We start from the raw sequence: 23,296 nt of genomic DNA, 5'->3' as shown, positions 1-23,296 counted from the left end.
CATCACAATGGCATCGATCACGCTGCAGAACATCGTCAAGGAGTACGACGACGGCTTCCCGGCCGTCAATGACGTCTCGATCGATATCGAGGACGGTGAGTTTGTCATCCTGGTGGGCCCCTCCGGCTGCGGTAAATCCACCCTGCTGCGGATGATCGTGGGTCTGGAGGACATCACCTCAGGCGATCTGCTCATCGGCGGGGACCGGGTCAACGACAAGCCCCCGCGGGAGCGCAACCTGGCGATGGTGTTCCAGAACTACGCGCTCTACCCGCATCTGAGCGTATTCGAGAACATTGCCTTCCCAATGCGTCTGGCCAAAGGGAAATTCACCCAGGAGCAGGTCAAGGAGAAGGTTGAGCGGGCTGCCGGGATGCTGGAGCTCACCGAGCACCTGCAGCGCAAACCAGCCAACCTCTCGGGCGGTCAGCGGCAGCGGGTGGCCATGGGCCGGGCCATTGTCCGCGACGCCAACGCATTCCTCTTCGACGAGCCGCTGTCCAACCTGGATGCCAAGCTGCGCGGTCAGATGCGGGCAGAGATCTCCCAGCTGCAGCGCAGCCTGAACACCACCAGTGTCTACGTGACCCACGACCAGACCGAGGCCATGACCCTCGGTGACCGGGTGGCGGTGCTGAAGAAGGGTGTGCTGCAGCAGATCGCCTCACCCCGGGAGCTCTATGAACAGCCGGCAAATCTCTTTGTCGCCGGGTTCATCGGCTCCCCGTCCATGAACTTCCTGCCCGGCACTGTCAGCGAGGGCTCCACCGGCTCCACTGTGCTGAGCACCCCGCTGGGCGATATCGAGCTGCCCGAACAGGTTGCCGCCGCGGGCCGGGAGAAGGAGATTGTGCTGGCCGGCATCCGCCCCGAGTTCTTCGAGGAGGCCTCCCAGGTGGAGGAGTCCCGGCGGGGCCGCGGCTCGGTGTTCTCCGCCGAGCTCTCCCATGTGGAATGGCTGGGCAATGAGCAGTACGGCTACGTGCGCTACCAGAACGATCCCCGGGTGGCCGACGCCCTGGCGAACCTGGCGGCAGATATGGACGCCGATGAGCTGCGCACCCAACTGGTGGTTGCGCTGGATGCCATGTCCAGGATCCGCGGCGGAGACACCGCCGAGCTGTGGGTGGACACCCGGCGCATCCACCTCTTCGACCCGGCCACCGGGGAGAACCTGACCCGCGACGCAGAGGCCGGGGCCGAGCTCACCCGCCTGGCCGCTGAGGACCGCAGACGCGACCGCGAGCGGGCCGCCGCTCACGCAGACTGAGCGGAGAACGGCGCCCGCTCGCCGCTACTCCCAGCGGAACAGCGCTGCGGCCACCCCGGCGCCGATCACGGCGGAGCCGCCCAGCACCAGCCAGTTCTGCGCCTCCACAGTCTCTCCGATCCATGCGGCCTGGAATGCCTCCACCGCTGCCCCGAAGGGCAGCCAGCTCCCCAGGGTCTCCAGGGCATCGGGCAGGTTCTCCGCAGGTCCGAACATCCCGCCCAGCGCCGCGATGCCGAAGAACGCAACCAGGCCGATGGCCACTGAGGAGTTCGGGGTGGGGGCGATGGAGGCAACGATCATGCCCAGCCCGTACATCGCTGCGCAGCAGGCCAGCAGCACCGCCAGCCCGGTCAGGGGGGACTGCGGCAGATCAGCGCCGAAGAAGAGCATGGCCACTGCGAAGGCCAGCCCGATCCCCAGGATCACCTGGATGAAGCTGACCACCATCTGGGCCACCAGCACCATGGCCGGGGAGGCTGGGGTGACCGCCAGCCGGCGCAGCAGCTTGGTCTTGCGATAGGTGGCCAGGAAACTGGGCATATTGATCACCGCGATAGTGGCCACCACCATGGTGACCACCACCGGCAGTGCATAGTAGGAGAAGACTGTGACACCCTCGGCCAGCTCCTGGTGCATATCGGCAATCGAGATCCCCTGCATCACCAGGATCAGCAGCGGCAGTCCGAGCGGGACGATGAGTCCCGCGTAGTCCCGGATCACCATCTTCGCCTCGGCCTGGATCAGCCTCAGCCATGCCTTCAGCCCCGGTCTGTGGGCCTGAACTGTTGTGTGTGCCATCTCACTCATCCCCTTCGTCGTCGTGCACGTCTTTGCCGGTCAACGCCACAAAGGCGTCCTCCAAGGTCTGCGCCGCAGCCTGAGCCTTCAACTCATCCGGGGTGCCCTGGGCGATGATGCGCCCGGCATCGATCAGTGCCACCCGGTCGCAGAGCCGCTCCACCTCATCCATGGCGTGGCTGATCAGAATCACCGTCTGCTCGGTCAGCGATTCGATGGTTCCCCAGACCCGGCGTCGGGCCTTGGGGTCCAGGCCGGTGGTCAGCTCGTCCAAGATCACCACCTTCGGCTGGCCGATCAGGGCCAGCGCGATCGACAGCCGCTGCATCTGCCCGCCGGAGAGGTTGTCGAACTTCGTCTTGGCCTTATCAGTCAGCTCCACCATGGCCAGGGCCGTATCGGTGTCCAAGGGGTTCGGGTAGAAGCTGCGGTAGAGGTTCACCAGCTCGCGGGCGGTCAGTGAACCGTGCAGATAGGCCTGCTGCAGCTGCACCCCCAGGATCTGCCGGACCTTGGCCCGGTCGGTGAAGGGGTCCAGGCCCATCACCTTGACTGAACCCTCAGTGGGTTTGCGCAGCCCGGCGATCATCTCCACCGTGGTGGTCTTACCGGCACCATTGGTACCCAGGATGCCGAAGGTCTCGCCGGGAGCCACCTGCAGGCTGATCCCGTCCACTGCTGTCTTGGACTTGTACCGCTTGACCAGGTGCTTGGCATCGATGGCCAGAGGCGGGCTGTGTTCTCTCTGTGATGTCATGGAATCCAGCCTTCCGGACTCCGCGCGGGCGCACCTGTGCCGCTGGTCAGGAGCTGCGGTATGACTATCGGCACCCCTGCCACCGGGCGCAGGTCAGTAGGCTGGGGTGTATGACGCAGCAACAGTCCCGGGCGGTCGGGCAGCGCCGCTATGCCGAGCAGTACTCCGGGGCGGCGATCCTCGTGCTGTGCCTGGGTCTGGGCGCGGTGCTCTTCTTTGCCGGAGTCCAGACCTATATCCCCGGGCCCGTGTGGCTGCTGATCCTGCTGCTCTGCGTGGCCGGGCTGTTCGTGGCCGGGGACCCGCGCCGGCCGTGGAGCTGGCAGCTGGGTGCCTATGTGGTCTCAGTGCTCAGCGGGTGGATGCTGGTCGCCAGTCTTCCGCCGCAGAGTATGGGGATGCTGGTGGTGCTGCTGGTGGTGGTCGCCGCTGTAGGCAGCTATGTCATCCCGCTGTGGGGCACCGCAGTCGTGGTCGCGCTGAACACGGCGCTGGTGCTGAGCGTTTTCCTGATCCACCAGTGGCCCCTGGTAGACACCGTGGTCTCCTGCATCTTCTACACGATCATCCAGATCGCGGCAGTGCTGAGCACCTACGCACTCTACCGGGAGTCGGTGCTGCGGGCCGAGCTGGAGGAGAAGAACCTGGAGCTCCAGGCCGTCGGAGTGCTGCTGGAGGAGTCAGCCACCACCGCCGAACGGCTGCGCATCTCCCGGGAACTCCACGACGCCGTGGGCCACCAGCTCACCGTGCTCAACCTGGAGCTGGAGGCGGCAAAGCACCGGGCAGCAGCGCACGACGACGCCCCGCAGCTCAGTGCCCATATCGACAGGGCAGCATCAGTCGCCAAGGATCTCCTGGCCGAGGTGCGGGCCACCGTGGGGGAGCTGCGCACCTCCGGCCCCGGCGACCTGCGGGCCAGTCTGGAGCGACTGGCCGCGGCTGTTCCCTCACTGGAGATCCACGTGGAGGTCGAGCCCGCAGTCTCAGTGGACGACCAGCAGGCCGAGGCGCTGATCCGGGCCGCCCAGGAGATCATCACCAATACGGTCAAGCACTCCGAGGCCGGGGAACTGTCCCTGGTGCTGGCAGCCGAGGGCACAGAGATGGTGCTGACCGGGACCAATGACGGGCTGGCCCCCAAATCCATCACACCTGGGCACGGACTGACCGGGCTGCGCGAACGGGTCGAGCTGCTGGACGGGGAGCTCAACATCTCGAGCTCACCGTATTTCACCGTGCAGGTACGGCTGCCCGTGGCCGCCGAGCGCCCCGCAGCGGACCTGTTGGCCCAACGAACGGAGTCCCAATGACCGGACAGGGCAGCGGTGACCGGGTGCAGGTCATGGTGGTCGATGATCAGACCCTGGTCCGCCAAGGCATTCGCACTCTGCTGGAGCTGGGCGGGATCACTGTGGTGGCTGAGGCTGGCGATGGCGCGGAGGCGCTCGCTGTGCTGCGGGAGGCGGAGCCGGCGCCCGACGTTGTGCTGTTGGATCTGCGGATGCCGCAGTATGACGGGCTCTGGCTGCTGCGGAAGCTCCAGGAGGCCGACTGCGAGATCCCGGTGCTGGTGCTGACCACCTTTGACGACGACACGTTGGTGCTTGACGCCCTGCGCGCCGGTGCCCGCGGCTACCTGCTCAAAGACGTCACCGTGGAGCAGCTCTCAGCAGCCGTGCAGACGCTCGCCGAGGGCGGCACGCTCATCGCCCCCTCGATCACTGACCGGCTGCTGCGGGCAATCAAAGCCTCCCCGGAACCAGCTGGGGCCCGCGGCGTCGTCGTCGAACAGCTCACCGACCGTGAGACCGAGGTGCTGCGCTTGGTCGCCGAAGGCTACTCCAACCGGCAGATCGCCGGACTGGTGCACCTGGCAGAGGGCACAGTGAAGAACCACATCTCCTCGATCCTCATCAAACTGGGTGCCCGCGACCGGACCAATGCCGTGCTGCGGGCCATCCGCGAGGGTATGCTCGGCTAGCCGGGCCTTCACAGCCCAGTGCAGTCTGCCCGGGAGTGGGTGCTGGGTGCTAAGTTGTCTGCAGTAACCGTTTTGTTCCACACTCAAGCTTTCCAAGGAGCACCGATGAGCAGCGTTCCCGCCGAGTTCAAGTACAGCGCCGAGCACGAGTGGGTCTCCAGCCCCAATGCGGAGGGCGTGGTGCGCATCGGCATCACCGACTTCGCCCAGGACGCCCTCGGCGAGGTGGTGTACGTGGAACACCCGGAGGTCGGTTCCACAGTCGCGGCCGGTGATGTGGTCGGCGAGGTGGAGTCCACCAAATCGGTCTCCGATATCTACGCCCCGGTGGCAGGGGAGATTACTGCGGTCAACCCGGCCCTGGATGACGAGCCGCAGGCCATCAACGCCGAGCCCTACGGGGCAGGCTGGCTCTTCGAGGTCCGGCTCGCCGAGGAGTCCGGCCTGGACGGGCTGCTCAGCGCCGAGGAGTATTCCGCTCAGGTGGGCTGAGCTTCCGCCATTGTTATATAGTTGTGACCTCAGGCAGAGGTGACACATTTGAGAGGAGGAACCGGTGTCCATAGAGAAGCACCATGAGCACGACGTCGCACCGGAGAGTGCATCGGAAACTACCTCCATTGCGCTGCCACCAGCCCATACCGGCCCCCTCGAGGCCCACCTCTCAGACCAGGACAGTGCAGCCATCGGCGCCCTGCCCCGGGGCTCCGCACTGCTGATCGCCCATACCGGGGCCAACCAGGGCGCCCGCTTCCTGCTGGACCAGGACGAGACCACAGTCGGGCGCCACCCTGAGGCCGATGTGTTCCTGGACGATGTCACCGTTTCGCGGCGCCATGTGAAGATCCTGCGCACCGAGGCCGGCTTTCAGATCCAGGATCTGGGCAGCCTCAACGGCACCTATGTCAACCATGACCGGGTGGATGCGCATCTGCTCTCCGCCGGTGATGAGGTACAGGTCGGCAAGTTCCGGCTCACCTTCTACGCCGGGGGCAGCTGAGCCGAGTCTCGGCCGCCGGCAGACCGCAGCCGGCACACACCGGCTGAATCTCCATTGCGAAATGACGGGACTTATTCCTCGGGCACGTTATTCTGGGGCTGACTTCTTTCCTTCCCCTGAACCCCGAAAGAGGATGCGCCTGTGAGTGCAACACCTGCTCGACAGCCCAAACCGGCTGAGAATGCCGGGCCCGCCGACAGCCACGTCTTCACCATCTCTGAGGTCCTGCGCGAACTGCAGATCGAGTTCCCGGACCTCTCCGCCTCCAAGCTGAGGTTCCTGGAGGAGCGCGACCTGGTGGAGCCTGCCCGCACCCAGTCCGGATACCGCAAGTACTCCGCCGCCGATGTGGAGCGTCTGCGCTTCATCCTGGCACTGCAGCGGGACCGCTATATGCCGTTGGACGTTATCAAGCAGACCATGGAGGCGATCGACGCAGGGGAGAAGCCTGAGGCGCTGCCCGAGTCCGCACCGGTGGGTCCGCGTGAGGTCACCGGCGAGATGGCCGCTCAGCTCACCGGCCGCACCAGGCCGATGAGCCGCAAGGAGCTGCGTGCCCTCTCCGGGGCCACCCGCGGCATGCTCGACACCCTGGAGAAGTTCCGCATCATCTCCGCCGATGCCCAGGGCAACTACAGCCACCACGACCTCAAAGCCGTCAAGGCCGTCCGGGTGTTGGCCCGCTACGGCCTGGAGCCCAAGCACCTGGTCACGCTGCGCCGGTCCGCCGATGCCGAGCTGGACCTTATTGCCCGGGCCATGGCCCCACATGCTGCCCGGAAGGATGCCGCCGCACGGGCCCGGGTGGCAGAGTCCTCCAAGGAGATGCTGCAGTGCCTCAAGGACCTGCGCTCCTCGCTGATGGACTCCGCCGTAGAAAAAATCGACCGCCGTTAGGCCTGGGTCTTTAGGTGTGAAGGCCGGCGCCACTGCAGCCGGCGAGGGGAACCGCGACGTCAGGGACCTGTGCAATCGCTTGAGCGTTTGTGCGGGCCACGTCGTGGCGCGAGCGCGACATGCGCGCGCCGCCGGGACCAGCACGGGCATACACTGGGAGAGTGAGTAGAGCGCAGGTTCAGCTGGAGGTGGTCGGCGTACGCGTCGAGCTGCCCAGCAACCAGCCGGTGTTGATTCTGCGCGGGGCCGAGCCGGAGACCGAGAACTTCCATGTGGCCGTGGTGGTAGGGCCAGCCGAGGCAGCAGCAGTAGCCCGCGCCCTCCAGGGTGAGGTCCCGCCCCGACCCCTGACTCACGATCTGCTCACCACAGTGCTCGAGGACCTCGGCCAGGGCATCATCTCTGTGGAGGTCAGGCTGCTGGACGCCAGCACCTATGCGGGCTCCATCAGGCTCAACAGCGGTCGCACCATCGATGCCCGCGCCTCAGACGCCATCGCCGTGGCAGTGCGCGCACACTGCCGGATCACTATGGACGCAGAGACGCTGCGTGCTGTTTCGGTCACCCCGCGGTACCGTTCGGGCGGTACATCGCGCACCCCTGGAGTGAGCCCGGAAGCGGAGCAGGTCACCGCCAAGGGACCCATCTCCGAGGATGAGATCCGCGAGTTTCAGAAGTTCCTATCCGATGCCGGCCCGGAGGATTTCGACCGCTCGTGAGAGACCCTGGGACTGCCGCAGACACGCCGAACCCCCACCGGGCTGCCAGGCCATCCCCAGTGCCTGCCGATACACTGGCAGTCAGTTACTCGCTTCCCCTGACCCAGAACATGACGAGAGGTGCCTGAGTGAAGGACCAACGCGCAGAAGCACCGCGTACCCGCCGCCTGACGGCTCAGGACACCCTGTTCGATGACGGGCTGCCTGAGCTCGACGAAGATATGGGCTACCGCGGCCCCATCGCCTGCTCCGCGGCAGGAATCACCTACCGGCAGCTGGACTACTGGGCTCGCACCAAGCTGGTGGAGCCCTCGCTGCGCAACGCCGCCGGCTCCGGTTCCGCCCGGCTCTACTCCTTCCGGGACATCCTGGTGCTCAAAGTGGTCAAACGCCTCCTGGACACCGGAGTCTCCCTGCAGCAGATCCGCAGCGCCATCGAGCACCTCCGTGAGCGCGGGGTGGAGGATCTGGCCGAGATCACCCTGATGTCCGACGGTGCCAGCGTGTACGAATGCACCTCCACTGACGAGGTCATCGACCTGGTCCAGGGCGGCCAGGGAGTCTTCGGCATCGCCGTGGGCCGCGTCTGGCGGGAGGTGGAGGGAAGCCTGGCCGAGCTCCCCCGCGAACGCACTCAGGTACAGGCCGCCGCCGGTGAGGGTTCCGAGCCCGCAGCGTTTGAGGCCAGCGACGAGCTCGCCCAGATGCGCGCCCGCAAGCAGGCATCCTGAACATTCAGGCCTCTTCGACAAGTAGGATGGACTAGTGCAGATTCTCAGCGTGTCCAGTCTCAAAGGTGGGGTCGGCAAGACCTCGGTCACTATGGGCCTGGCCTCTGCAGCCCTGAGCAGCGGCGTCAGAACCCTGGTCATCGACCTGGATCCGCACGCCGACTGCACCACCGGGCTCAGTGTGGCCCGCGGCAAGGGCCGCGAGGCCGGCCAGCTGCTCAAGGAGTACCGCAAGGCCCGCATCTCCGATCATGTGGTGCCCTCCGGTTGGGTGGACCTGCTGCCGGAGGAGAAGAAGCAGGGCGCCGTGCTGGACGTGGTGGTCGGCTCAGCGCTCTCCGCGGCCTTCGACCGGCCCGATATCCGGCCCAGGGACATGAAGCGGCTGAAGACCCTGGTGGACAGGCTCAGCGGCTACGATCTGGTGCTGGTGGACTGCCCGCCCTCGCTCTCCGGGCTGACCCGTATCGCCTGGGCGGCCTCTAACCAGGTGCTGCTGGTGGCTGAACCCAGTCTGTTCTCCGTGGCCGGCACCGAGCGCACTATGCGCGCTATCCGGATGTTCTCCAATGAGTTCGCCCCGCAGCTGACCCAGGCCGGGGTGGTGGTCAACCGTGCCCGCGCCGATTCCACCGAGCATGAGTACCGCCTGTTGGAGATGGAGCGCCTCTACACCGATAAGCTCATGCTCCCAGTGCTGGAGGAGAACCCGCACTGGCAGCAGATCCAGGGCGCGGCCTACCCTGTGCACCTGTGGCCGGGGGACCCGGTGCGCGATATGGCCAAGAGCTTCGACGAACTGCTCAAGCAGCTGCTGCCGGCCAAGAAGCTCAACCCCTGAGCCGGTATGCACACCCACGACCTGGCGATCATCGGCTCCGGCTCCGGCAACTCCCTCATCACCCCCTACTGGGACGATAAGAAAGTAGCCCTGGCGGATAAGGGCATCGATGCCACCGGCGCCTTCGGCGGAACCTGCCTGAACGTGGGCTGCATCCCCACCAAAATGTTCGTCCGGCCCTCCGCCCTGGCCCGGGTCCCGGAGGAGGCCTCCCGGCTCGGGGTGCAGCTGGGTGCCCCGCAGGCCGACTGGCCGGCAATCCGGGACCGGGTGTTCGCCCGCGTGGACGCCGTCTCAGCCGGTGGGCGCGAATACCGGGAGCAGCTGGAGAATGTGGACCTCATCCAGGAGAAGGTCACTCTTACGGGCAAGAGCTCATTCCGCAGCGACTCCGGAACCGAGGTCCAGGCTCGCCAGTTGGTGATAGCTGCCGGTTCGCGCCCGGTGCTTCCGGAGATCCCCGGTATGGACCTGCCCCAGGTGCACACCTCGGAGACCATCATGCGCATTGATGAGCTGCCCAGCCGGATCCTGATCGTCGGCGGCGGCTACATCGCCTGCGAGTTCGCCGGAGTGTTCTCGGGGCTGGGCTCCGAGGTGGTGCAGATCAACCGCAGTTCCGGGCTGATGAACCAGCTGGATGATGAGATCGCAGCTGCCTACTCCGCGGAGGCGGAGAAGAACTGGACAGTGCGCTACCAACGCACCTTGGGCGCCGTCGTACCCCATGAGGGCGGCCAGGTCACTGCCCAGCTGGTCACCTCCGACGGCCGAGCCGAGGAGTACCAGGTGGACGCTGTGCTGCTGGCCATCGGGCGCAGGCCCAACAGCGATCTGATCGGTGCCTCCGAGGCCGGGCTGGACGTGCATCCCGACGGCCGGATCGCCGTGGACCAGTATCAGCGGGTGCTCAGCGAAGGTGCGCCGGTGGCGGGCCTCTACGCCCTCGGGGACATCGCCTCCGAGCCGATGCTCAAACACGTGGCCAACCACGAGGCCCGGGTGGTGGCCCATAACCTGGAACACCCCGGTGACCTGCGCCCGGTGCGCCATGAGGCCATACCCTCGGCGATCTTCTCCTATCCGGAGATGGCCCAGGCCGGGCTCACCGAGGCTCAGGCCGTGGATGCGGTCGGTGCGGAGAACATCACCACCAAGACCCAGCGCTACGGGGACACCGCCTACGGCTGGGCCATGGAGGACCAGTACGGGATCCTCAAGGTCATCGCCGATCGCCGCACCGGCCAGATCCTGGGCGTGCACGCCATGGGCTACCACTCCTCCAACCTGATCCAGCCCATCGTGCAGGCGATGAGCTTCGGGCAGGACGCCTACACTGTGGCCCGCGGCCAGTACTGGATCCACCCTGCACTGATGGAAGTCACTGAGAACGCTCTGCTGGGCCTGGATGTGCCCGTGCCCTCCGGTGCTCCCCTCTAAGAGTTCAGGCAGCGGGCTCAGCATTGGAATGAGTTGCGGCCCACAGGGGTTGGCATGGATGGACACCGATTCCACCGATCGAAAGGACCTCACCCATGGCTGAGCGCGTTGATTTCTGGTTCGACCCCATCTGCCCCTTCGCCTACGCGACCTCCCGCTGGATCCTCGAGGTGGAGAAGGTCCGTGACATCGAGGTCCATTGGAATGTGATGAGCCTGGGCGTGCTCAACGAGGACAAGAACCCCGCCCCCACCGAGGACGAGGACGTGCTGGCCCGCTGGATCCCGGCCCGCACCTCCACCGCTGTGGCTGAGACCGCCCCCGAGAAGCTCGGCGAGTTCTACGCTGCGGTCGGCTATGACATCCACGTCAACGGCCACCGCGATTTTGAGGCCGCCTCCCGCCGGGCACTTGCCGAGATCGGGTTGGAGGACTCGCTGGTGGATGACGCCAAGACAGACAAGTACGACGACGCCATGCGCGCCACCCATGAAGAGGGCATCTCCAAGGTCGGCCAGGACGTGGGCACCCCGATCCTGGCCTTCGGCGGCACCGCCTTCTTCGGCCCGGTCATCACCCGGGTGCCCACCGGGGAGGAGGCCGGGAAGATCTTTGACGGCGCGGTGGCGCTGGCCAGCTACCCCTACTTCTTCGAGCTCAAGCGCTCCCGCACCGAGCGCCCCACCTTCGACTGAGCACTCCAGCCCCTGCGCCCCGAGCGCAGCGCCCTGACTGAGTGCTCCAGCCCCTGCGATGGGTAGTAGAGCACGATGAACAGCTGAGGCGGGGGCGTCGTCGTAGACTTTTGCCCGTTTGAGGGCCTGGACGTCCCTGCGATGGGTAGTAGAGCACGACAAAGTGCTCTGGGGGCGGCGTCGTCGTACAGTTTTGCCGGTTTGAGGGCCTGGACTGCCCCTGCGGTGGGCAGTAGTGCACGATGAACGGCTGAGGCGGCGTCGTCGTCGTACAGTTTTGCCCGTTTGAGGGCCTGGACTGCCCCGACGAGCGCGGGACAAGCACGGCGTAGCCGGGCAAGTCAGGCGCGGTGGCCGGTGTGAGCTGGCCGAGAGCCGGCGCGAGAGGCCCGCGACGCCGGGAGGGACTCAGCCCTTGCGGATGACCTTGTGTTGTGCGGCCTGAGCCACCGGGCGGACCACGATCTGGTCCAGGTTCACATGATGGGGAAGGGTCACTGCGTGGGTGATCACCTCGGCGATGTCCTCAGCGGTCAGCGGCTTGTCCACCCCGGCGTAGACCTTCTCGGCGGCGGCAGCGTCCCCGCGCAGCCGCTTGGTGGTGAACTCTTCGGTGCGCACCAGGCCCGGCAGCACCTCGATCACCCGAATGTTGTGCTCGGCCTCCTCCAGGCGCAGGGTGCCGGTCATGCCGTGGGCGCCGAACTTGGCTGCGTTGTAGCCGCCGCCGCCCTCGTAGGAGACGATCCCCGCAGTGGAGGTCAGGTTCAGCACGGTGCCCTCGCCGTGGGCGCGCAGCATCGGCAGGAATGCCTGGGTCACGTTCAGGGTGCCCAGCACATTGACCTCAAACATCCAGCGCCAGTCCTCAAGGCTGCCCTCAGCCACAGTGTCCACACCCAGGGCCCCGCCGGCGTTGTTGATCAGAGTGTCGATCCCGCCGTCCTCGGTGATCCGCTCCCGGACTGCGGCAACCTGGTCCACATCGGTGACATCGCAGACCAGCGGGATGATGCCCTCCTGCTCAGCCAGCGACTCCAGCTTCTCGGCCCGCCGGGCCACGGCGAAGACCTGCCAGCCTTCGGAAGTCAGTCGCAGGGCAGTGGCGGCGCCGATCCCGGAGGAGGCACCAGTGACAAGGGCACGGCGTGGGGCAGTTGAGGTGACCATGGACACAAGAGTAGTCAGTGCGGCGTCGTCCGTGTGTTGTGTTTCCGGAATATGAGACAGCGCAGCGTGGCAGAATGGGGCCATGGCCAACCACATAAAGGGCACCGACACGCCCGCATACAAGACCCCCGAAGTCCCCGAGAAGCCTGCGCTGGAGGGCCTGGAGCCCAAGCTCAACGCAGCCTGGCAGGCCGAGCGGCTCTACCACTTCGATGAGACCGCCTCCCGCGATGAGGTCTACTCCATCGACACTCCGCCGCCCACCGCCTCCGGGTCCCTTCATGTGGGCCATATGTTCTCCTACACCCAGACCGATGTGGTGGCCAGGTTCAAACGGATGCGCGGCAAGAAGGTCTTCTACCCGCTGGGCTGGGACGATAACGGGCTGCCCACCGAGCGCCGGGTGCAGAACTACTACGGAGTGCGCTGCGACCCCGCCAAGCCTTATATCCCCGACTACCAGCCCCCGGAGAAACCGGCCAAGAACCAGCGCGACTGGGATGTGATCTCTCGGCAGAACTTCATCGAGCTGTGCGAGACGCTCACTGTGGAAGACGAGAAGATCTTCGAGGACCTGTTCACCACTCTGGGCCTCTCGGTGGACTGGCGGCAGACCTACCGCACCATCGATGACGATTCCCGCGCAGCCAGCCAACGTGCCTTCCTACGCGATGTCACCTCCGGCAACGCCTACACCGCCGAGGCGCCCACTCTTTGGGATGTAACCTTCCGCACCGCAGTGGCCCAGGCTGAGCTGGAGGCCAAGGAGCGCCCGGGTGCCTACTACCGGTACCCCTTCACCGACGACGCCGGCAACGAGACAGTCATTGCCACTACCCGCCCCGAGCTGCTGCCCTCCTGTGTGGCGCTGGTGGCCCACCCCGAGGACTCCAGGTACCAGGAGCTGTTCGGCAAGACGGTGACCTCCCCGCTGTTCGGGGTGGAGGTTCCGGTCAAAGCGCATCCGCTGGCGGATCCGGAGAAGGGCTCCGGCATCGCGATGATCTGCACCTTCGGCGATATGACCGATGTGACCTGGTGGCGTGAGCTGCAGCTGCCCACCCGGGCCCTGATCGGCCGCGACGGCCGCTTCGCTGCCCAGGCCCCGGAGTGGATCACCACAGATGAGGGGAGGGCGAACTACGAGCAGCTGGCCGGTAAGACTGTGCACTCGGCCAAGGAGGCCGTGGTGGTCATGCTGGAGGAGGCCGGGCTGCTGCGCGCAGAGCCGGAGAAGATCACCCATGCGGTGCACTTCTACGAGAAGGGCGATAAACCTCTGGAAGTGGTCACCTCCCGGCAGTGGTACATCCGCAACGGCGGCCGCGACGCCGCCCGGCGTCAGCAGCTGGTGGAACGCGGCCGTAAGATCAGCTGGCACCCCGGGTTCATGCGTTCCCGCTATGAGAACTGGGTGGAGGGCCTCAACGGCGACTGGCTGATCTCCCGCCAGCGGTTCTTCGGCGTGCCGATCCCGGTCTGGTACCCGCTGGATGCCGAGGGCGAGCCTGACTATGACAACCCGATCCTGCCGGCTGAGGAGCAGCTGCCGGTGGACCCGGCCTCCCAAACTGCGCCCGGTTTCGAGGAATCCCAGCGCGGAGTCCCCGGCGGGTTCATCGGTGAGCCCGATGTGCTCGACACCTGGGCCACCTCCTCCCTGACCCCGCAGATCGCCGGCAAGTGGGAGCGCGATCCGGAGCTCTTCAGCAAGGTATTCCCCTTCGACCTGCGCCCCCAGGGTCATGACATCATCCGCACCTGGCTGTTCTCCACCGTGGTGCGCGCCAACTCTCTGCATGACACCGTGCCGTGGACCAATACTGCGATCTCCGGGTGGATCCTGGACCCGGACCGGAAGAAGATGTCCAAGTCCAAGGGCAATGTGGTGGTGCCCACTGAGCCGCTGGCACAGTTCGGTGCCGATGCGGTGCGCTACTGGGCGGCATCGGCAAAGCTGGGCGCGGACACCGCCTATGAGATCGGCCAGATGAAGATCGGCCGCCGGCTGGCGATCAAGCTGCTCAACGCCTCCAAGTTCGCTTTTGGAATGGGCGTGACTGAGGCGCATATCGCTGAGGACGACGCCGCGGCGGCACTCATCACCGAACCTCTGGATAAGGCCCTGCTGGCCAAGCTGCGCACAGTGGTTGATCAGGCCACCGAACATTTTGAGAACTACGACTACGCCCGGGCCCTGGACATCACCGAGAGCTTCTTCTGGGCCTTCACCGATGACTATGTGGAGCTGGTCAAGGACCGGGCCTACGGATCGCAGGGAGAGGCTGCCCAGGCCTCAGTGCGCGCCACCCTGGCCACGGTGCTGGACAAGCTGCTGAGGCTCTTCGCCCCGGTGCTGCCCTTCGCCACCGATGAGGTTTGGCGCTGGTGGCGGGAAGGTTCCGTACATGCAGCGTCCTGGCCTCAGGCCTCGGAGCTTGACGCGGTGGCCGGTTCCCCGGCGGTGCTGGACGCAGTGGCTGAGGCGCTCACCGGGCTGCGCCGAGCTAAGGCTGAGGCCAAGGTCAAGCAGCGCACCGAGATCATCTCGGCCCGGATCGCCGGCCCGCAGGACCAGCTGGGGCACGTGGAGCCGGCCCTCGCCGATCTGCAGGCAGCAGCCAAGGCCCAGAGTCTGGAGCTGGTCAGCGCAGAGCAGACCGTCAAGCAGCTGGAGATCTCCGAGGTCAGGCTCGCTGAGTCTGAGTAGCGGCCTGGGGTCCGCTCAGTCGTGGTCCTGCTGGATGGCGCGGACTTCTAGGACCCCGTCGAGTTCGCTGAGCCGCTGGTGCAGCTCATCGGGGGGAAGGTGCTGGGTCCGGGAGAAGCTCATCCGGGCATCGACCACGGCGCCGTCGGCCTCGGTCACCCGGCGCTTGGTGGAGTTCAGCCCGGCCTCGTAGCCGAGCTCGGAGGCCGCAGTGAGCACATCTCGCAGGATGCCCTGGCCGTCCCGGTAGCGCACCACCAAACGGTGGGTGCGCCCATGCTTGGGGATCTTACGGGCGAGCCAGGTCACCAGGGTGACCGCCAGCAGGTAGAACACCACGGTGAGCGCGGCGATCAGCGGCATCCCGGCCCCGCAGGCCATGCCGACGGCGGCGGTGACCCAGATGGAGCCGGCGGTGGTCAGCCCGGAGACGATGTTCTGCCGGACAAAGATGACCCCGGCGCCGATGAAGCCGATGCCGGAGACGATCTGGGCAGCGATGCGGGAGGGGTCTAGGATCACGTCGCCGCCGATGAGATGGGCGAACCCGTAGGCCGAGACCAGGGTGAACAGGGCCGAGCCCATGCCCACCAGAATATGAGTGCGGGCCCCGGCCGATTTCTGCCGCAGCTCCCGCTCCAGGCCCACAACCCCAGAGAGCACGAACGCGCAGGTCAGTAGCAGGGCCTGAGTGGCCAGCGAGTCCGGAAGCAGCTCAATCTCCATTCTTCAGAGGCTAGCACCGACCCTTGATCACCAGGAGGCGCCGCGGCCACCCGGACCGCAGTGGGAATGTCTTCTCTAGGCTGGGATCCGGACCTCGACCCCCAGCCTCTCAGCGGCTCGCACGAGCCGCTCGTCGAGGGTGATCAGCCGATATCCGAAACGCTGCGCGATGGCCACGTAGGCGGCGTCGTAGGGATTGATGTTATGGCGCAGGTTCCAGATCGAGTGGATCATCCAGGCCTGGGCCGGAATGATCGTGAAGTTTGTGCCAGCAATTGCTTCGGCATGTTTCTCGGCTGCCACGGGTGTGATCAAGCCAGCATGTTCGTACCGTCGGATGGTGCGCAGAGTCTCGAGCGGCCCGTGGGGAGGCATGGTCCAGCCTAGATCTTGACCAAGTGCTCGCCCGGAAGCCTGCCCGACTGGACTCGGGTCAGCCAGCGCATGTGCCCATGCACCAGCGTCAACGACGATCATTCAAGTTCGTGCCTGTCGACCTCGGCACCGAAGTCCCGAGCTTCGCGGATGACCTGCTGAGTGAACTCGAGTGGAATCGGGTTCTTTGCCTTCGGTGCGGATCTCAGCAGCTCAGCGTTCCGCTCGAACTGAGACTTCTCCACCACCACATCGAGTAGGTAGCTCTGGAGCGACTGGCCGCGTTCCTTGGCGGCCGCAGCAAGCCTGTCCCGCACATCCTCCGGCACATTCCTGATCTGAAGCGCAACTCCCATACATGCATTTTACATGCATCCCATGGCATTCCACGGGTCTAGTACACTTTTGCCTAGCAGCACTGACCCGGCAATCACCGGTGAGCTTGCGGAAGAACGGAACCCGGCGGCGTCGCCGGTTCTCAGTAGAACCGCACGGGTATGCCCGTCACAGCAGTCATGAAGAGGCCCGACGCCGCCCTACCAGGGGAGGCCGGGCAAGCAAGGTGGTACCGCGCCACGGTGAGCGGCGGGGCTTGAACCCGTCACCCACACCCAGCGTCCTTGCAGAGCAAGAGCCCAGCCCGCCCGTACCACCAGGATGCCTTCATGACTGAGCAGAACTCTCCCGTCTACCCCCGCGCCACCGCCTCCGGTCAGCGCAGGGTGCCCACCTCTGTGCGTTTCCCGGAGATCGAGGAGCGCATCCTGAAGTACTGGGAGGCTGACGGGACCTTCAAGGCCTCCGTGGCGAACCGTCCGGAGACTGAGGAGTTCGTCTTCTACGATGGCCCGCCCTTCGCCAACGGCCTGCCGCACTACGGGCACCTGCTCACCGGCTATGTGAAGGACTTGGTGCCGCGGTACCAGACCATGCGCGGCAAGAGGGTGGAGCGCCGCTTTGGCTGGGACACTCACGGGCTGCCTGCCGAGCTGAGTGCGATGAAGGACCTCGGGATGACCGATAAGGCCGAGATCGAGTCCATGGGCATCGAGCACTTCAACGATGCCTGCCGGGCCAATGTCCTGAAGTTCACCAAGGAGTGGGAAGCCTACGTCAACAGGCAGGCCCGCTGGGTGGACTTCGAGAACGACTACAAGACACTCAATGTGGAGTTTATGGAGTCGGTGATCTGGGCCTTCAAACGCCTGCACGAGAAAGGCCTCACCTACCAGGGCTTCCGGGTGCTGCCCTACTGCTGGAAGGACGAGACTCCGCTGTCCAACCACGAGCTGCGGATGGACGATGAGGTCTATAAGGAGCGACAGGACCCCTCGGTGACTGTCACCTTCCCGATCACCGGCGGCGGAGCACTGGGCAACCAGCTGGCCGGGGTCAACCTGCTGGCCTGGACCACCACACCCTGGACCCTGCCCACCAACTTCTCGGTGGCGGTGGGGCCCGAGGTCGAATACGCGGTAGTGGAAGCCCCGGCTGACGGGCCGCTGCCGGGCAAGCATATGCTCGCCGCTGACCTGGTAGGTGCCTACGCCAAGGACCTCGGCTTCACCGACGATGAAGGAGTCAGTGCCGCCGACTCCGCACAGGCGGCAGTGATCGGCCGCTACCTCGGAAAGGACCTGGCCAACCTGGAGTACCAGCCGCTCTGGGACTACTACGCCGACACCGAGACCTGGGGCACCCAGAACGCCTGGCGAGTGCTGATCGAGGACTACGTCACCACCACCGACGGCACCGGACTGGTCCACCAGGCCTCCGCCTACGGTGAGGAGGACCAGGCCTCCTCTGAGGCCGCGGGCATCCCGGTGATCCTCTCGGTGAATGCCGCCGCAGAGTTCCTGCCCATGTTCGCCGAGCCCACCCCCAGCGGGCAGGCCCCACTGGCCGATATCGCCGGCAAGCAGGTGTTCGAGGCCAACCGCGCCATCATCAACCGGCTCAAGGCCGATGGCAGGCTGGTGCGCGAGCAGTCCTATGTGCACTCCTACCCGCACTGCTGGCGGTGCCGCACCCCGCTGATCTACAAAGCGGTCACCTCCTGGTACGTGGCGGTCACCGAGTTCAAAGACCGGATGCTGGCCATCAACGAGGACATCAACTGGATCCCGGAGAACGTCAAGCACGGCCAGTTCGGCAAATGGTTGGAGAACGCCCGCGACTGGTCGATCAGCCGCAACCGCTACTGGGGCAGCCCCATCCCGGTGTGGGTATCCGATGATCCGGAATACCCGCGCACTGAGGTCTACGGCTCCTTGGAGGAGCTGAAGGAGGCCTTCGGGGACTACCCGCGCAATGCGGCAGGGGAGCCGGACCTGCACCGGCCCTGGATCGACCAGCTGACCCGGCCCAACCCGGATGACCCCACCGGGAAGTCCACTATGCGCCGGGTGGAGGATGTGCTCGATGTCTGGTTCGACTCCGGCTCCATGCCCTTCGCCCAGGTGCACTACCCCTTTGAGAACGCCGACTGGTTCGAATCCCACAACCCGGCCGACTTCATCGTGGAGTACATCGGCCAGACCCGCGGCTGGTTCTACACCATGCACATCCTGGCCACCGCCCTGTTCGACCGCCCGGCCTTCTCCAATGTAATCAGCCACGGGATCGTGCTGGGCTCCGACGGGCAGAAGATGTCCAAGTCCCTGCAGAACTACCCGGACGTCAACGAGGTCTTCGACCGCGACGGCTCCGATGCGATGCGCTGGTTCCTGATGGCCAGTCCCATCCTGCGCGGCGGGAACCTGATTGTCACCGAGGAGGGCATCCGCGAGGGCGTACGCCAGGTGCTGCTGCCGATGTGGAACGCCTGGCACTTCTTCGCCCTCTACGCCAACACCGCCAATAAAGGTGCCGGCTACCAGGCCAAAGCAGTAGAAAACCACGACGCCCGGCTGACTCCTCTGGACCACTACATCCTGGCTGCCACCGGGGATCTGGTCCGGGAGGTCACCGATGCATTGGATCAGTTCAGCGTCTCCGGAGCCTGTGATGCGCTGCGCAGGTTCGCCGAGACGCTGACCAACTGGTACATCCGGCGCTCCCGCCAACGGTTCTACGAGGAGGACTTCACCGCCTACGATGTGCTCTACACCGTGCTGGAGACCCTCACCCGAGTAGCCGCACCGCTGCTGCCGCTGGTGAGCGAGGAGATCTGGCGCGGGCTGACCGGCGGTCGCAGCGTGCACCTGACCGACTGGCCCGACCCGGACACCTATGTCAGGGATGAGCAGGCCGTGGAGCTCATGGAGCTCACCCGGTCCATCACCTCCGCAGGCTCCGCATTGCGCAAACAGGCCAAGCAGCGGGTACGCCAGCCGCTGGCCACCCTCACCGTGGTGGTCCCGGGGGCCGCAGCGCTCAAGGGCACCGAGGCGGCAGAGTCGCCATATGTGCAGATCATCGCAGATGAGCTGAACATCAAGCAGGTCCAACTGCTGGATGCCGCTGAGGTCTCCGCCGAAGAATTCGGCATCGGCCAGCAGCTGGTGGTCAACGCCCGGGCTGCCGGGCCGCGTCTGGGCAAACAGGTCCAGCAGGCCATCAAAGGCGCCAAGTCCGGGGACTGGTCGGTCACCGGGGGAGTGGTCACCGCCGGTGGGCTCGAACTGCAGGAGGGTGAGTACACACTGAGCACCACCGTCTCGGAGGAGGCCGGCAACTCTGCTGTCACTGTGCTCGAGGGTGCCAGTGCTGGCGGCGCCCGTGGCGGTTTCCTGGTACTGGACACCGCACTGACCCCCGAACTGATCGCTGAGGGGACAGCCCGCGACGTCGTACGTACGGTGCAGGCTGCCCGCAAGGAGGCCGATCTCAACGTGGCCGACCGGATCGAGACCACCCTGACCGCCTCACCGGAGGTGATCGCCGCAGTGGAAGCCCACGCCGATCTGGTCAAGGCCGAGACCCTGACCCTCCGGCTGAACCTGGTGGAGGGCGAGGCCGCCGAGGAGACCCGCGCTACCGTGACCCCCCTGGAGGAGCCCCATGCCTGACCAAGCCCCGCAGGCCGATGAGTATTCGGTGGCCAGCATCTATGCCGAGATGCTCGCCCGCGCCCCGGAGAATGACATGCGCCCCCGCTTGGAACCGATGCAGCTGGCGATGGAGGTGCTCGGGGACCCGCAGCGCTCCGCGCCGGTGATCCACGTGGGCGGCACCAACGGTAAGACCTCCACTGCCCGGATGATCGAGGCCGGGCTGCTGGCCCACGATCTGCGGGTGGGCCGCTACAGCTCCCCGCATATGGGCAAGGTCACCGAACGGATCGCTGTGGACGGCAAACCCGTTTCCGATGAGACCTTTGTGCGGGTGTGGGACGAGATCCGACCCAGCATCGGGCTGGTGGATGCCCAGCTGAGCGCCCGGGGAGAGAAGCCGCTGACCCTCTTCGAACTGCTCACCGTGCTGGCCTTTGCGGTCTTCGCCGACGCGCCCGTGGACGTGATGGTTCTGGAAGTGGGGCTGGGCGGGTCCTGGGACGCCACCAATGTGGCTGACTCCGCGGTGCAGGTGATCGGCCCGATCAGCCTGGACCACACAGCCATGCTCGGAGAGACCGTGGAGGAGATCGCCCAGGAGAAGGCCGGGACCATCAAGCCCGGCGGGTTCCTGATCTCCGCGGCCCAGGAGCCTGCCGCGGCCCAGGTCCTGCTGGAGGCCGCCCAGGCCGCACAGGTGCCTTTCCGGTTCGCCGGGGTGGAATTCGGGGTGGAGTCCCGGCTGCCGGGGGTCGGCGGCCAGCAGGTCACAGTCCAGGGCCTGGTCGGGCGCTACCCTGAGCTGCAGCTGCCGCTGCTGGGCGCCCACCAGGCGGAGAACTTCGCGCTGGCCGTGGCCGCGCTGGAAGCCTTCATCGGTGGCGGGCAGCAGGAGCTGAACATCGAGAACCTCCGCACCGCCTGTGAACACATCGTCTCACCCGGCCGGCTGGAGACTCTGCGCTCGGCACCGGCGATCATCGTCGACGCCGCCCATAACCCGGCCGGGATCGAGGCCAGCGCCGCCGCGGTCCAGGAGAGCTACGGGGTCTCCAAACTGGTGCTGATCATCGGCATCCTTCAGGAGAAGGACGCTGCAGCAATGCTGCAGGTGATCTTCGACTCCTACGGCGATCTCGCCTCCGAGGTCTGCTTCACCGAGTCCACGTCCCCGAGGGCCATCCCGGCTGCAGAGTTGGCCGAGCTGGCCCTGGACGCCGGTTTCCGGGAGGATCAGATCCACACCACCGAGCAGCTGGACGAGGCCATTGCCTGGTCGGTGGCCCGGATCGACGATGAGGAGCTCTCCGAGACCGGCGGGATCCTCATCACCGGCTCGATCACCTTGGTGGGGGAGGCCCGCGCCCTGTTCGGCGCGGTGGATACCGGAATCCCCGACCCCGAGGCCTTTGACCCCGGTATTCCTGACCTCGATGTTCCTGGGCCCGGCGGCCGGGGAGAGGATTCCTGATGCCCCGGAAGACCCGAGCCCAGCGGGAGTGGGAGCCTGGTCAGACCCGGGCCCCCCGTTCGGTCAAGGCACTGTTCGCCTCCACGGTGCTGTGCCTGGAGGCCGCGCTGATGTTCTTCTTCGGGCTCACGGCCTGGGGGCTGAACCAGCACGAGTGGTTCGCCTGGTGGATCTTCGCCGGAGCCTGCCTGCTCGCGGTGCTCTGCGTGGCGCTCTGCGCCTTCCTGCACCGCCCGGTGGGCTACCCGGCAGGCTGGGTGCTGCAGGGGCTGATCACAGCCAGCTTCGTGGCGGTGGCCCTGGTGACCTCCGAGGGGCTTATCGTGCCCCTGGCCGTGCTGCCCGGCCTGGCCTTCGCCGCCTGCTGGTGGTACGCGGTGGACAAGGGCGCACAGATCGACGTCGAAAAGATGGAAAGATACAGGGTGGAAGAGGAACTTGCCCAGCAGGCGGAGGAAGATCACGACGCCGCCGGCTCGGCTGAGAATGAGGAGAGGAAGTCATGAGCGAACGCACCCTGGTGCTGATCAAGCCCGATGGCGTGGAGAGGGGACTCACCGGTGAGATCCTGCGCCGGATAGAGGCCAAAGGATACACCATCACTGAGCTGAAGCAGCTCTCAGCCAGCCCTGAGCAGCTGGCCGCCCACTACGCCGAGCACGAGGGCAAGCCCTTCTACCAGCCGCTGGTGGACTTCATGCTCTCCGGTCCCGTGGTGGCCGCCATTGTTGAGGGCCATGGGGTCATCAATGGCTTCCGCTCCCTGGCCGGGCAGACAGACCCCACCAGCGCCGCACCCGGCACCATCCGCGGTGACCTGGGCCGGGACTGGGGCGAGAAGGTGCAGAAGAACCTGGTGCACGGCTCCGACTCGGTGGAATCGGCCGAGCGGGAGATCGCTATCTGGTTCTGAGTGCTGCGCTGCCCCCGGCACGTTGTGGCACGAGACTGGCGGGGTCACTGAGCCAAAATAGGGCTCGCAGTCCGCTCTGCTTGCACCCGGAAGGTGCGCGCATGCCAGTCTGGGAAAGAAGGCGTAGCGAAACTGTGGGAACTCACGCCATATAGGCCGGAGTTCCCACAGTTTCGCTACAGGATCCGGAGAATCTCAGAAATCTCAACGTTGCCAGAATGTCTGTGTGGGGCGACATTTCGCGGTTCAGTGACAGGATTACACCAGGGTCCTAAACTAAGAGGCATGGCTACCATCAGTGTCTCCGTTCCCGATGAGCTCAAGGAGTACATCGATCAGAGGGTTGCCCACGGTGACTACGACTCCGCTGAGGAGTACCTGGCCGAAAAAGCCCGTGAAGACCGCGACCGATATGAGATCCAGCGGCAAGCTCTACGCCAAAAGATCCTCGACGGCATGAACTCAGGCCCTGGTGTGCCCTGGTCAGAGGTCCGGGACGAAGCTGGATCTTCCGACTGATCGAGCTCTGGTCCCGTGAAGCCAGTAGAGTTCTCTCCCCTTGCACGGGAGGACTTTCTCGGCAGCTATCGCCAGTATCTCCTGGATGCCGGACCCCAAGTCGCCAATCGATTCTCCGACATGGTTGACCAAGCAATGAGCACCATCAGCGAATCTCCGGGGGTAGGTTCCCTTCGCTATGCCGAGATTCTTGCTCTGCCAGGTCTTCGGTACATCGCCCAGGGCTTTCTTAAAGTCAGGGGGTCTGAAGAGGATGGGTGAGAGTTGGGGTGCTCGCGGCGT

The 23,296-nt window shown here is 65.7% G+C and carries 24 protein-coding genes; 17 read left to right on the top strand and 7 right to left on the bottom strand.

Going from position 1 to position 23,296, the window contains the following annotated elements; genetic code table 11:
• The first annotated feature begins 7 nt into the window (after positions 1-7).
• Entirely contained in the window at positions 8-1,270 is a 1,263-nt protein-coding gene (locus tag GNZ21_RS00170) for an ABC transporter ATP-binding protein (protein ID WP_157320216.1), read from the top strand.
• A gap of 24 nt (positions 1,271-1,294) precedes the next feature.
• On the opposite strand, the gene GNZ21_RS00165 is transcribed toward GNZ21_RS00170, so the two are convergent.
• Complete coding sequence (locus GNZ21_RS00165; protein ID WP_229659592.1) at positions 1,295-2,071, bottom strand: ABC transporter permease; 777 nt, start codon at positions 2,069-2,071, stop codon at positions 1,295-1,297.
• Position 2,072: 1 nt separating this feature from the next.
• Positions 2,073-2,828 (bottom strand): ABC transporter ATP-binding protein, encoded by a 756-nt coding sequence (locus GNZ21_RS00160; protein WP_157320212.1) that lies wholly within the window; start codon positions 2,826-2,828, stop codon positions 2,073-2,075.
• A gap of 110 nt (positions 2,829-2,938) precedes the next feature.
• Here GNZ21_RS00160 and GNZ21_RS00155 point away from each other — a divergent pair, with 110 nt between their 5' ends.
• The 10 genes from GNZ21_RS00155 to GNZ21_RS00110 all read left to right on the top strand — a co-directional run bounded on the left by GNZ21_RS00155 (position 2,939) and on the right by GNZ21_RS00110 (position 11,135).
• Positions 2,939-4,141: a sensor histidine kinase gene (locus tag GNZ21_RS00155; RefSeq protein WP_157320210.1), complete on the top strand. Its 1,203-nt coding sequence runs from the start codon at positions 2,939-2,941 to the stop codon at positions 4,139-4,141.
• Entirely contained in the window at positions 4,138-4,812 is a 675-nt protein-coding gene (locus GNZ21_RS00150) for a response regulator (protein ID WP_157320208.1), read from the top strand. Before GNZ21_RS00155 ends, GNZ21_RS00150 begins: the two co-directional genes overlap by 4 nt.
• A gap of 105 nt (positions 4,813-4,917) precedes the next feature.
• The gene (gcvH, locus tag GNZ21_RS00145; RefSeq protein ID WP_157320206.1) at positions 4,918-5,304 is read left to right on the top strand and encodes a glycine cleavage system protein GcvH; all 387 of its coding nucleotides are present in this window, start codon (positions 4,918-4,920) and stop codon (positions 5,302-5,304) included.
• A gap of 64 nt (positions 5,305-5,368) precedes the next feature.
• The gene (locus tag GNZ21_RS00140; RefSeq protein WP_188503788.1) at positions 5,369-5,812 is read left to right on the top strand and encodes an FHA domain-containing protein; all 444 of its coding nucleotides are present in this window, start codon (positions 5,369-5,371) and stop codon (positions 5,810-5,812) included.
• A 141-nt stretch (positions 5,813-5,953) separates the two neighbouring features.
• Positions 5,954-6,709 carry a transcriptional regulator FtsR gene (gene ftsR / locus GNZ21_RS00135; RefSeq protein ID WP_188503787.1) on the top strand — a complete coding sequence of 252 codons (756 nt, stop codon included), beginning with the start codon at positions 5,954-5,956 and terminating at the stop codon, positions 6,707-6,709.
• Positions 6,710-6,870: 161 nt separating this feature from the next.
• Entirely contained in the window at positions 6,871-7,428 is a 558-nt protein-coding gene (locus GNZ21_RS00130; RefSeq protein ID WP_157320204.1) for a bifunctional nuclease family protein, read from the top strand.
• Between the two features lie 128 nt (positions 7,429-7,556).
• Positions 7,557-8,159, top strand: a complete 603-nt coding sequence (locus GNZ21_RS00125) for a MerR family transcriptional regulator (RefSeq protein ID WP_276529604.1) — start codon at positions 7,557-7,559, stop codon at positions 8,157-8,159.
• A 34-nt stretch (positions 8,160-8,193) separates the two neighbouring features.
• Entirely contained in the window at positions 8,194-9,000 is an 807-nt protein-coding gene (locus tag GNZ21_RS00120; RefSeq protein ID WP_188503786.1) for a ParA family protein, read from the top strand.
• 6 nt (positions 9,001-9,006) lie between these two features.
• Positions 9,007-10,440, top strand: coding sequence for a mycothione reductase (locus GNZ21_RS00115; protein WP_157320202.1), 1,434 nt, complete (start codon positions 9,007-9,009; stop codon positions 10,438-10,440).
• A gap of 95 nt (positions 10,441-10,535) precedes the next feature.
• Positions 10,536-11,135 (top strand): mycothiol-dependent nitroreductase Rv2466c family protein, encoded by a 600-nt coding sequence (locus GNZ21_RS00110; protein ID WP_157320200.1) that lies wholly within the window; start codon positions 10,536-10,538, stop codon positions 11,133-11,135.
• A gap of 408 nt (positions 11,136-11,543) precedes the next feature.
• Here the strand turns inward: GNZ21_RS00110 and GNZ21_RS00105 are convergent, their stop codons facing one another.
• Positions 11,544-12,305, bottom strand: a complete 762-nt coding sequence (locus GNZ21_RS00105) for an SDR family oxidoreductase (RefSeq protein ID WP_157320199.1) — start codon at positions 12,303-12,305, stop codon at positions 11,544-11,546.
• Positions 12,306-12,387: 82 nt separating this feature from the next.
• On the opposite strand from GNZ21_RS00105, the gene valS reads away from it, so the two are divergent.
• Positions 12,388-15,015: a valine--tRNA ligase gene (gene valS / locus GNZ21_RS00100; RefSeq protein ID WP_157320197.1), complete on the top strand. Its 2,628-nt coding sequence runs from the start codon at positions 12,388-12,390 to the stop codon at positions 15,013-15,015.
• Positions 15,016-15,030: 15 nt separating this feature from the next.
• On the opposite strand, the gene GNZ21_RS00095 is transcribed toward valS, so the two are convergent.
• From GNZ21_RS00095 to GNZ21_RS00085, 3 genes are all read right to left on the bottom strand, one after another.
• Complete coding sequence (locus GNZ21_RS00095; RefSeq protein ID WP_157320195.1) at positions 15,031-15,741, bottom strand: MgtC/SapB family protein; 711 nt, start codon at positions 15,739-15,741, stop codon at positions 15,031-15,033.
• 75 nt (positions 15,742-15,816) lie between these two features.
• A complete protein-coding gene (locus tag GNZ21_RS00090) occupies positions 15,817-16,218 on the bottom strand; it encodes a type II toxin-antitoxin system VapC family toxin (protein WP_157320193.1) in 402 nt (133 codons plus the stop codon).
• Positions 16,215-16,472: a FitA-like ribbon-helix-helix domain-containing protein gene (locus GNZ21_RS00085; protein ID WP_157320191.1), complete on the bottom strand. Its 258-nt coding sequence runs from the start codon at positions 16,470-16,472 to the stop codon at positions 16,215-16,217. The genes GNZ21_RS00090 and GNZ21_RS00085 overlap by 4 nt, the downstream gene beginning before the upstream one ends.
• 309 nt (positions 16,473-16,781) lie before the next feature.
• Between GNZ21_RS00085 and ileS the strand changes: the two genes are divergently transcribed.
• The 5 genes from ileS (at position 16,782) to GNZ21_RS00060 (ending at position 23,014) form a co-directional block, all read left to right on the top strand.
• Positions 16,782-20,126, top strand: coding sequence for an isoleucine--tRNA ligase (ileS, locus tag GNZ21_RS00080; protein WP_157320189.1), 3,345 nt, complete (start codon positions 16,782-16,784; stop codon positions 20,124-20,126).
• Positions 20,119-21,582 (top strand): bifunctional folylpolyglutamate synthase/dihydrofolate synthase, encoded by a 1,464-nt coding sequence (locus tag GNZ21_RS00075; protein ID WP_157320187.1) that lies wholly within the window; start codon positions 20,119-20,121, stop codon positions 21,580-21,582. The genes ileS and GNZ21_RS00075 overlap by 8 nt, the downstream gene beginning before the upstream one ends.
• The gene (locus tag GNZ21_RS00070) at positions 21,582-22,088 is read left to right on the top strand and encodes a DUF4233 domain-containing protein (RefSeq protein ID WP_157320185.1); all 507 of its coding nucleotides are present in this window, start codon (positions 21,582-21,584) and stop codon (positions 22,086-22,088) included. The genes GNZ21_RS00075 and GNZ21_RS00070 overlap by 1 nt, the downstream gene beginning before the upstream one ends.
• Entirely contained in the window at positions 22,085-22,495 is a 411-nt protein-coding gene (gene ndk, locus GNZ21_RS00065) for a nucleoside-diphosphate kinase (RefSeq protein WP_157320183.1), read from the top strand. Before GNZ21_RS00070 ends, ndk begins: the two co-directional genes overlap by 4 nt.
• Positions 22,496-22,780: 285 nt before the next feature.
• The gene (locus GNZ21_RS00060; protein WP_157320181.1) at positions 22,781-23,014 is read left to right on the top strand and encodes a ribbon-helix-helix domain-containing protein; all 234 of its coding nucleotides are present in this window, start codon (positions 22,781-22,783) and stop codon (positions 23,012-23,014) included.
• Here the strand turns inward: GNZ21_RS00060 and GNZ21_RS16240 are convergent.
• On the bottom strand, positions 22,979-23,296 hold a 318-nt coding region (locus GNZ21_RS16240; protein ID WP_414477744.1), incomplete at its 5' end, for a hypothetical protein. The genes GNZ21_RS00060 and GNZ21_RS16240 overlap by 36 nt on opposite strands.

Origin of the sequence: Nesterenkonia alkaliphila (assembly GCF_009758175.1) — a bacterium.
In the GTDB taxonomy this organism is placed as follows: domain Bacteria; phylum Actinomycetota; class Actinomycetes; order Actinomycetales; family Micrococcaceae; genus Nesterenkonia; species Nesterenkonia alkaliphila.
The sequence above is the reverse complement of the archived record's forward strand: the minus strand, read 5'-3'. Positions and strand labels throughout refer to the sequence as shown.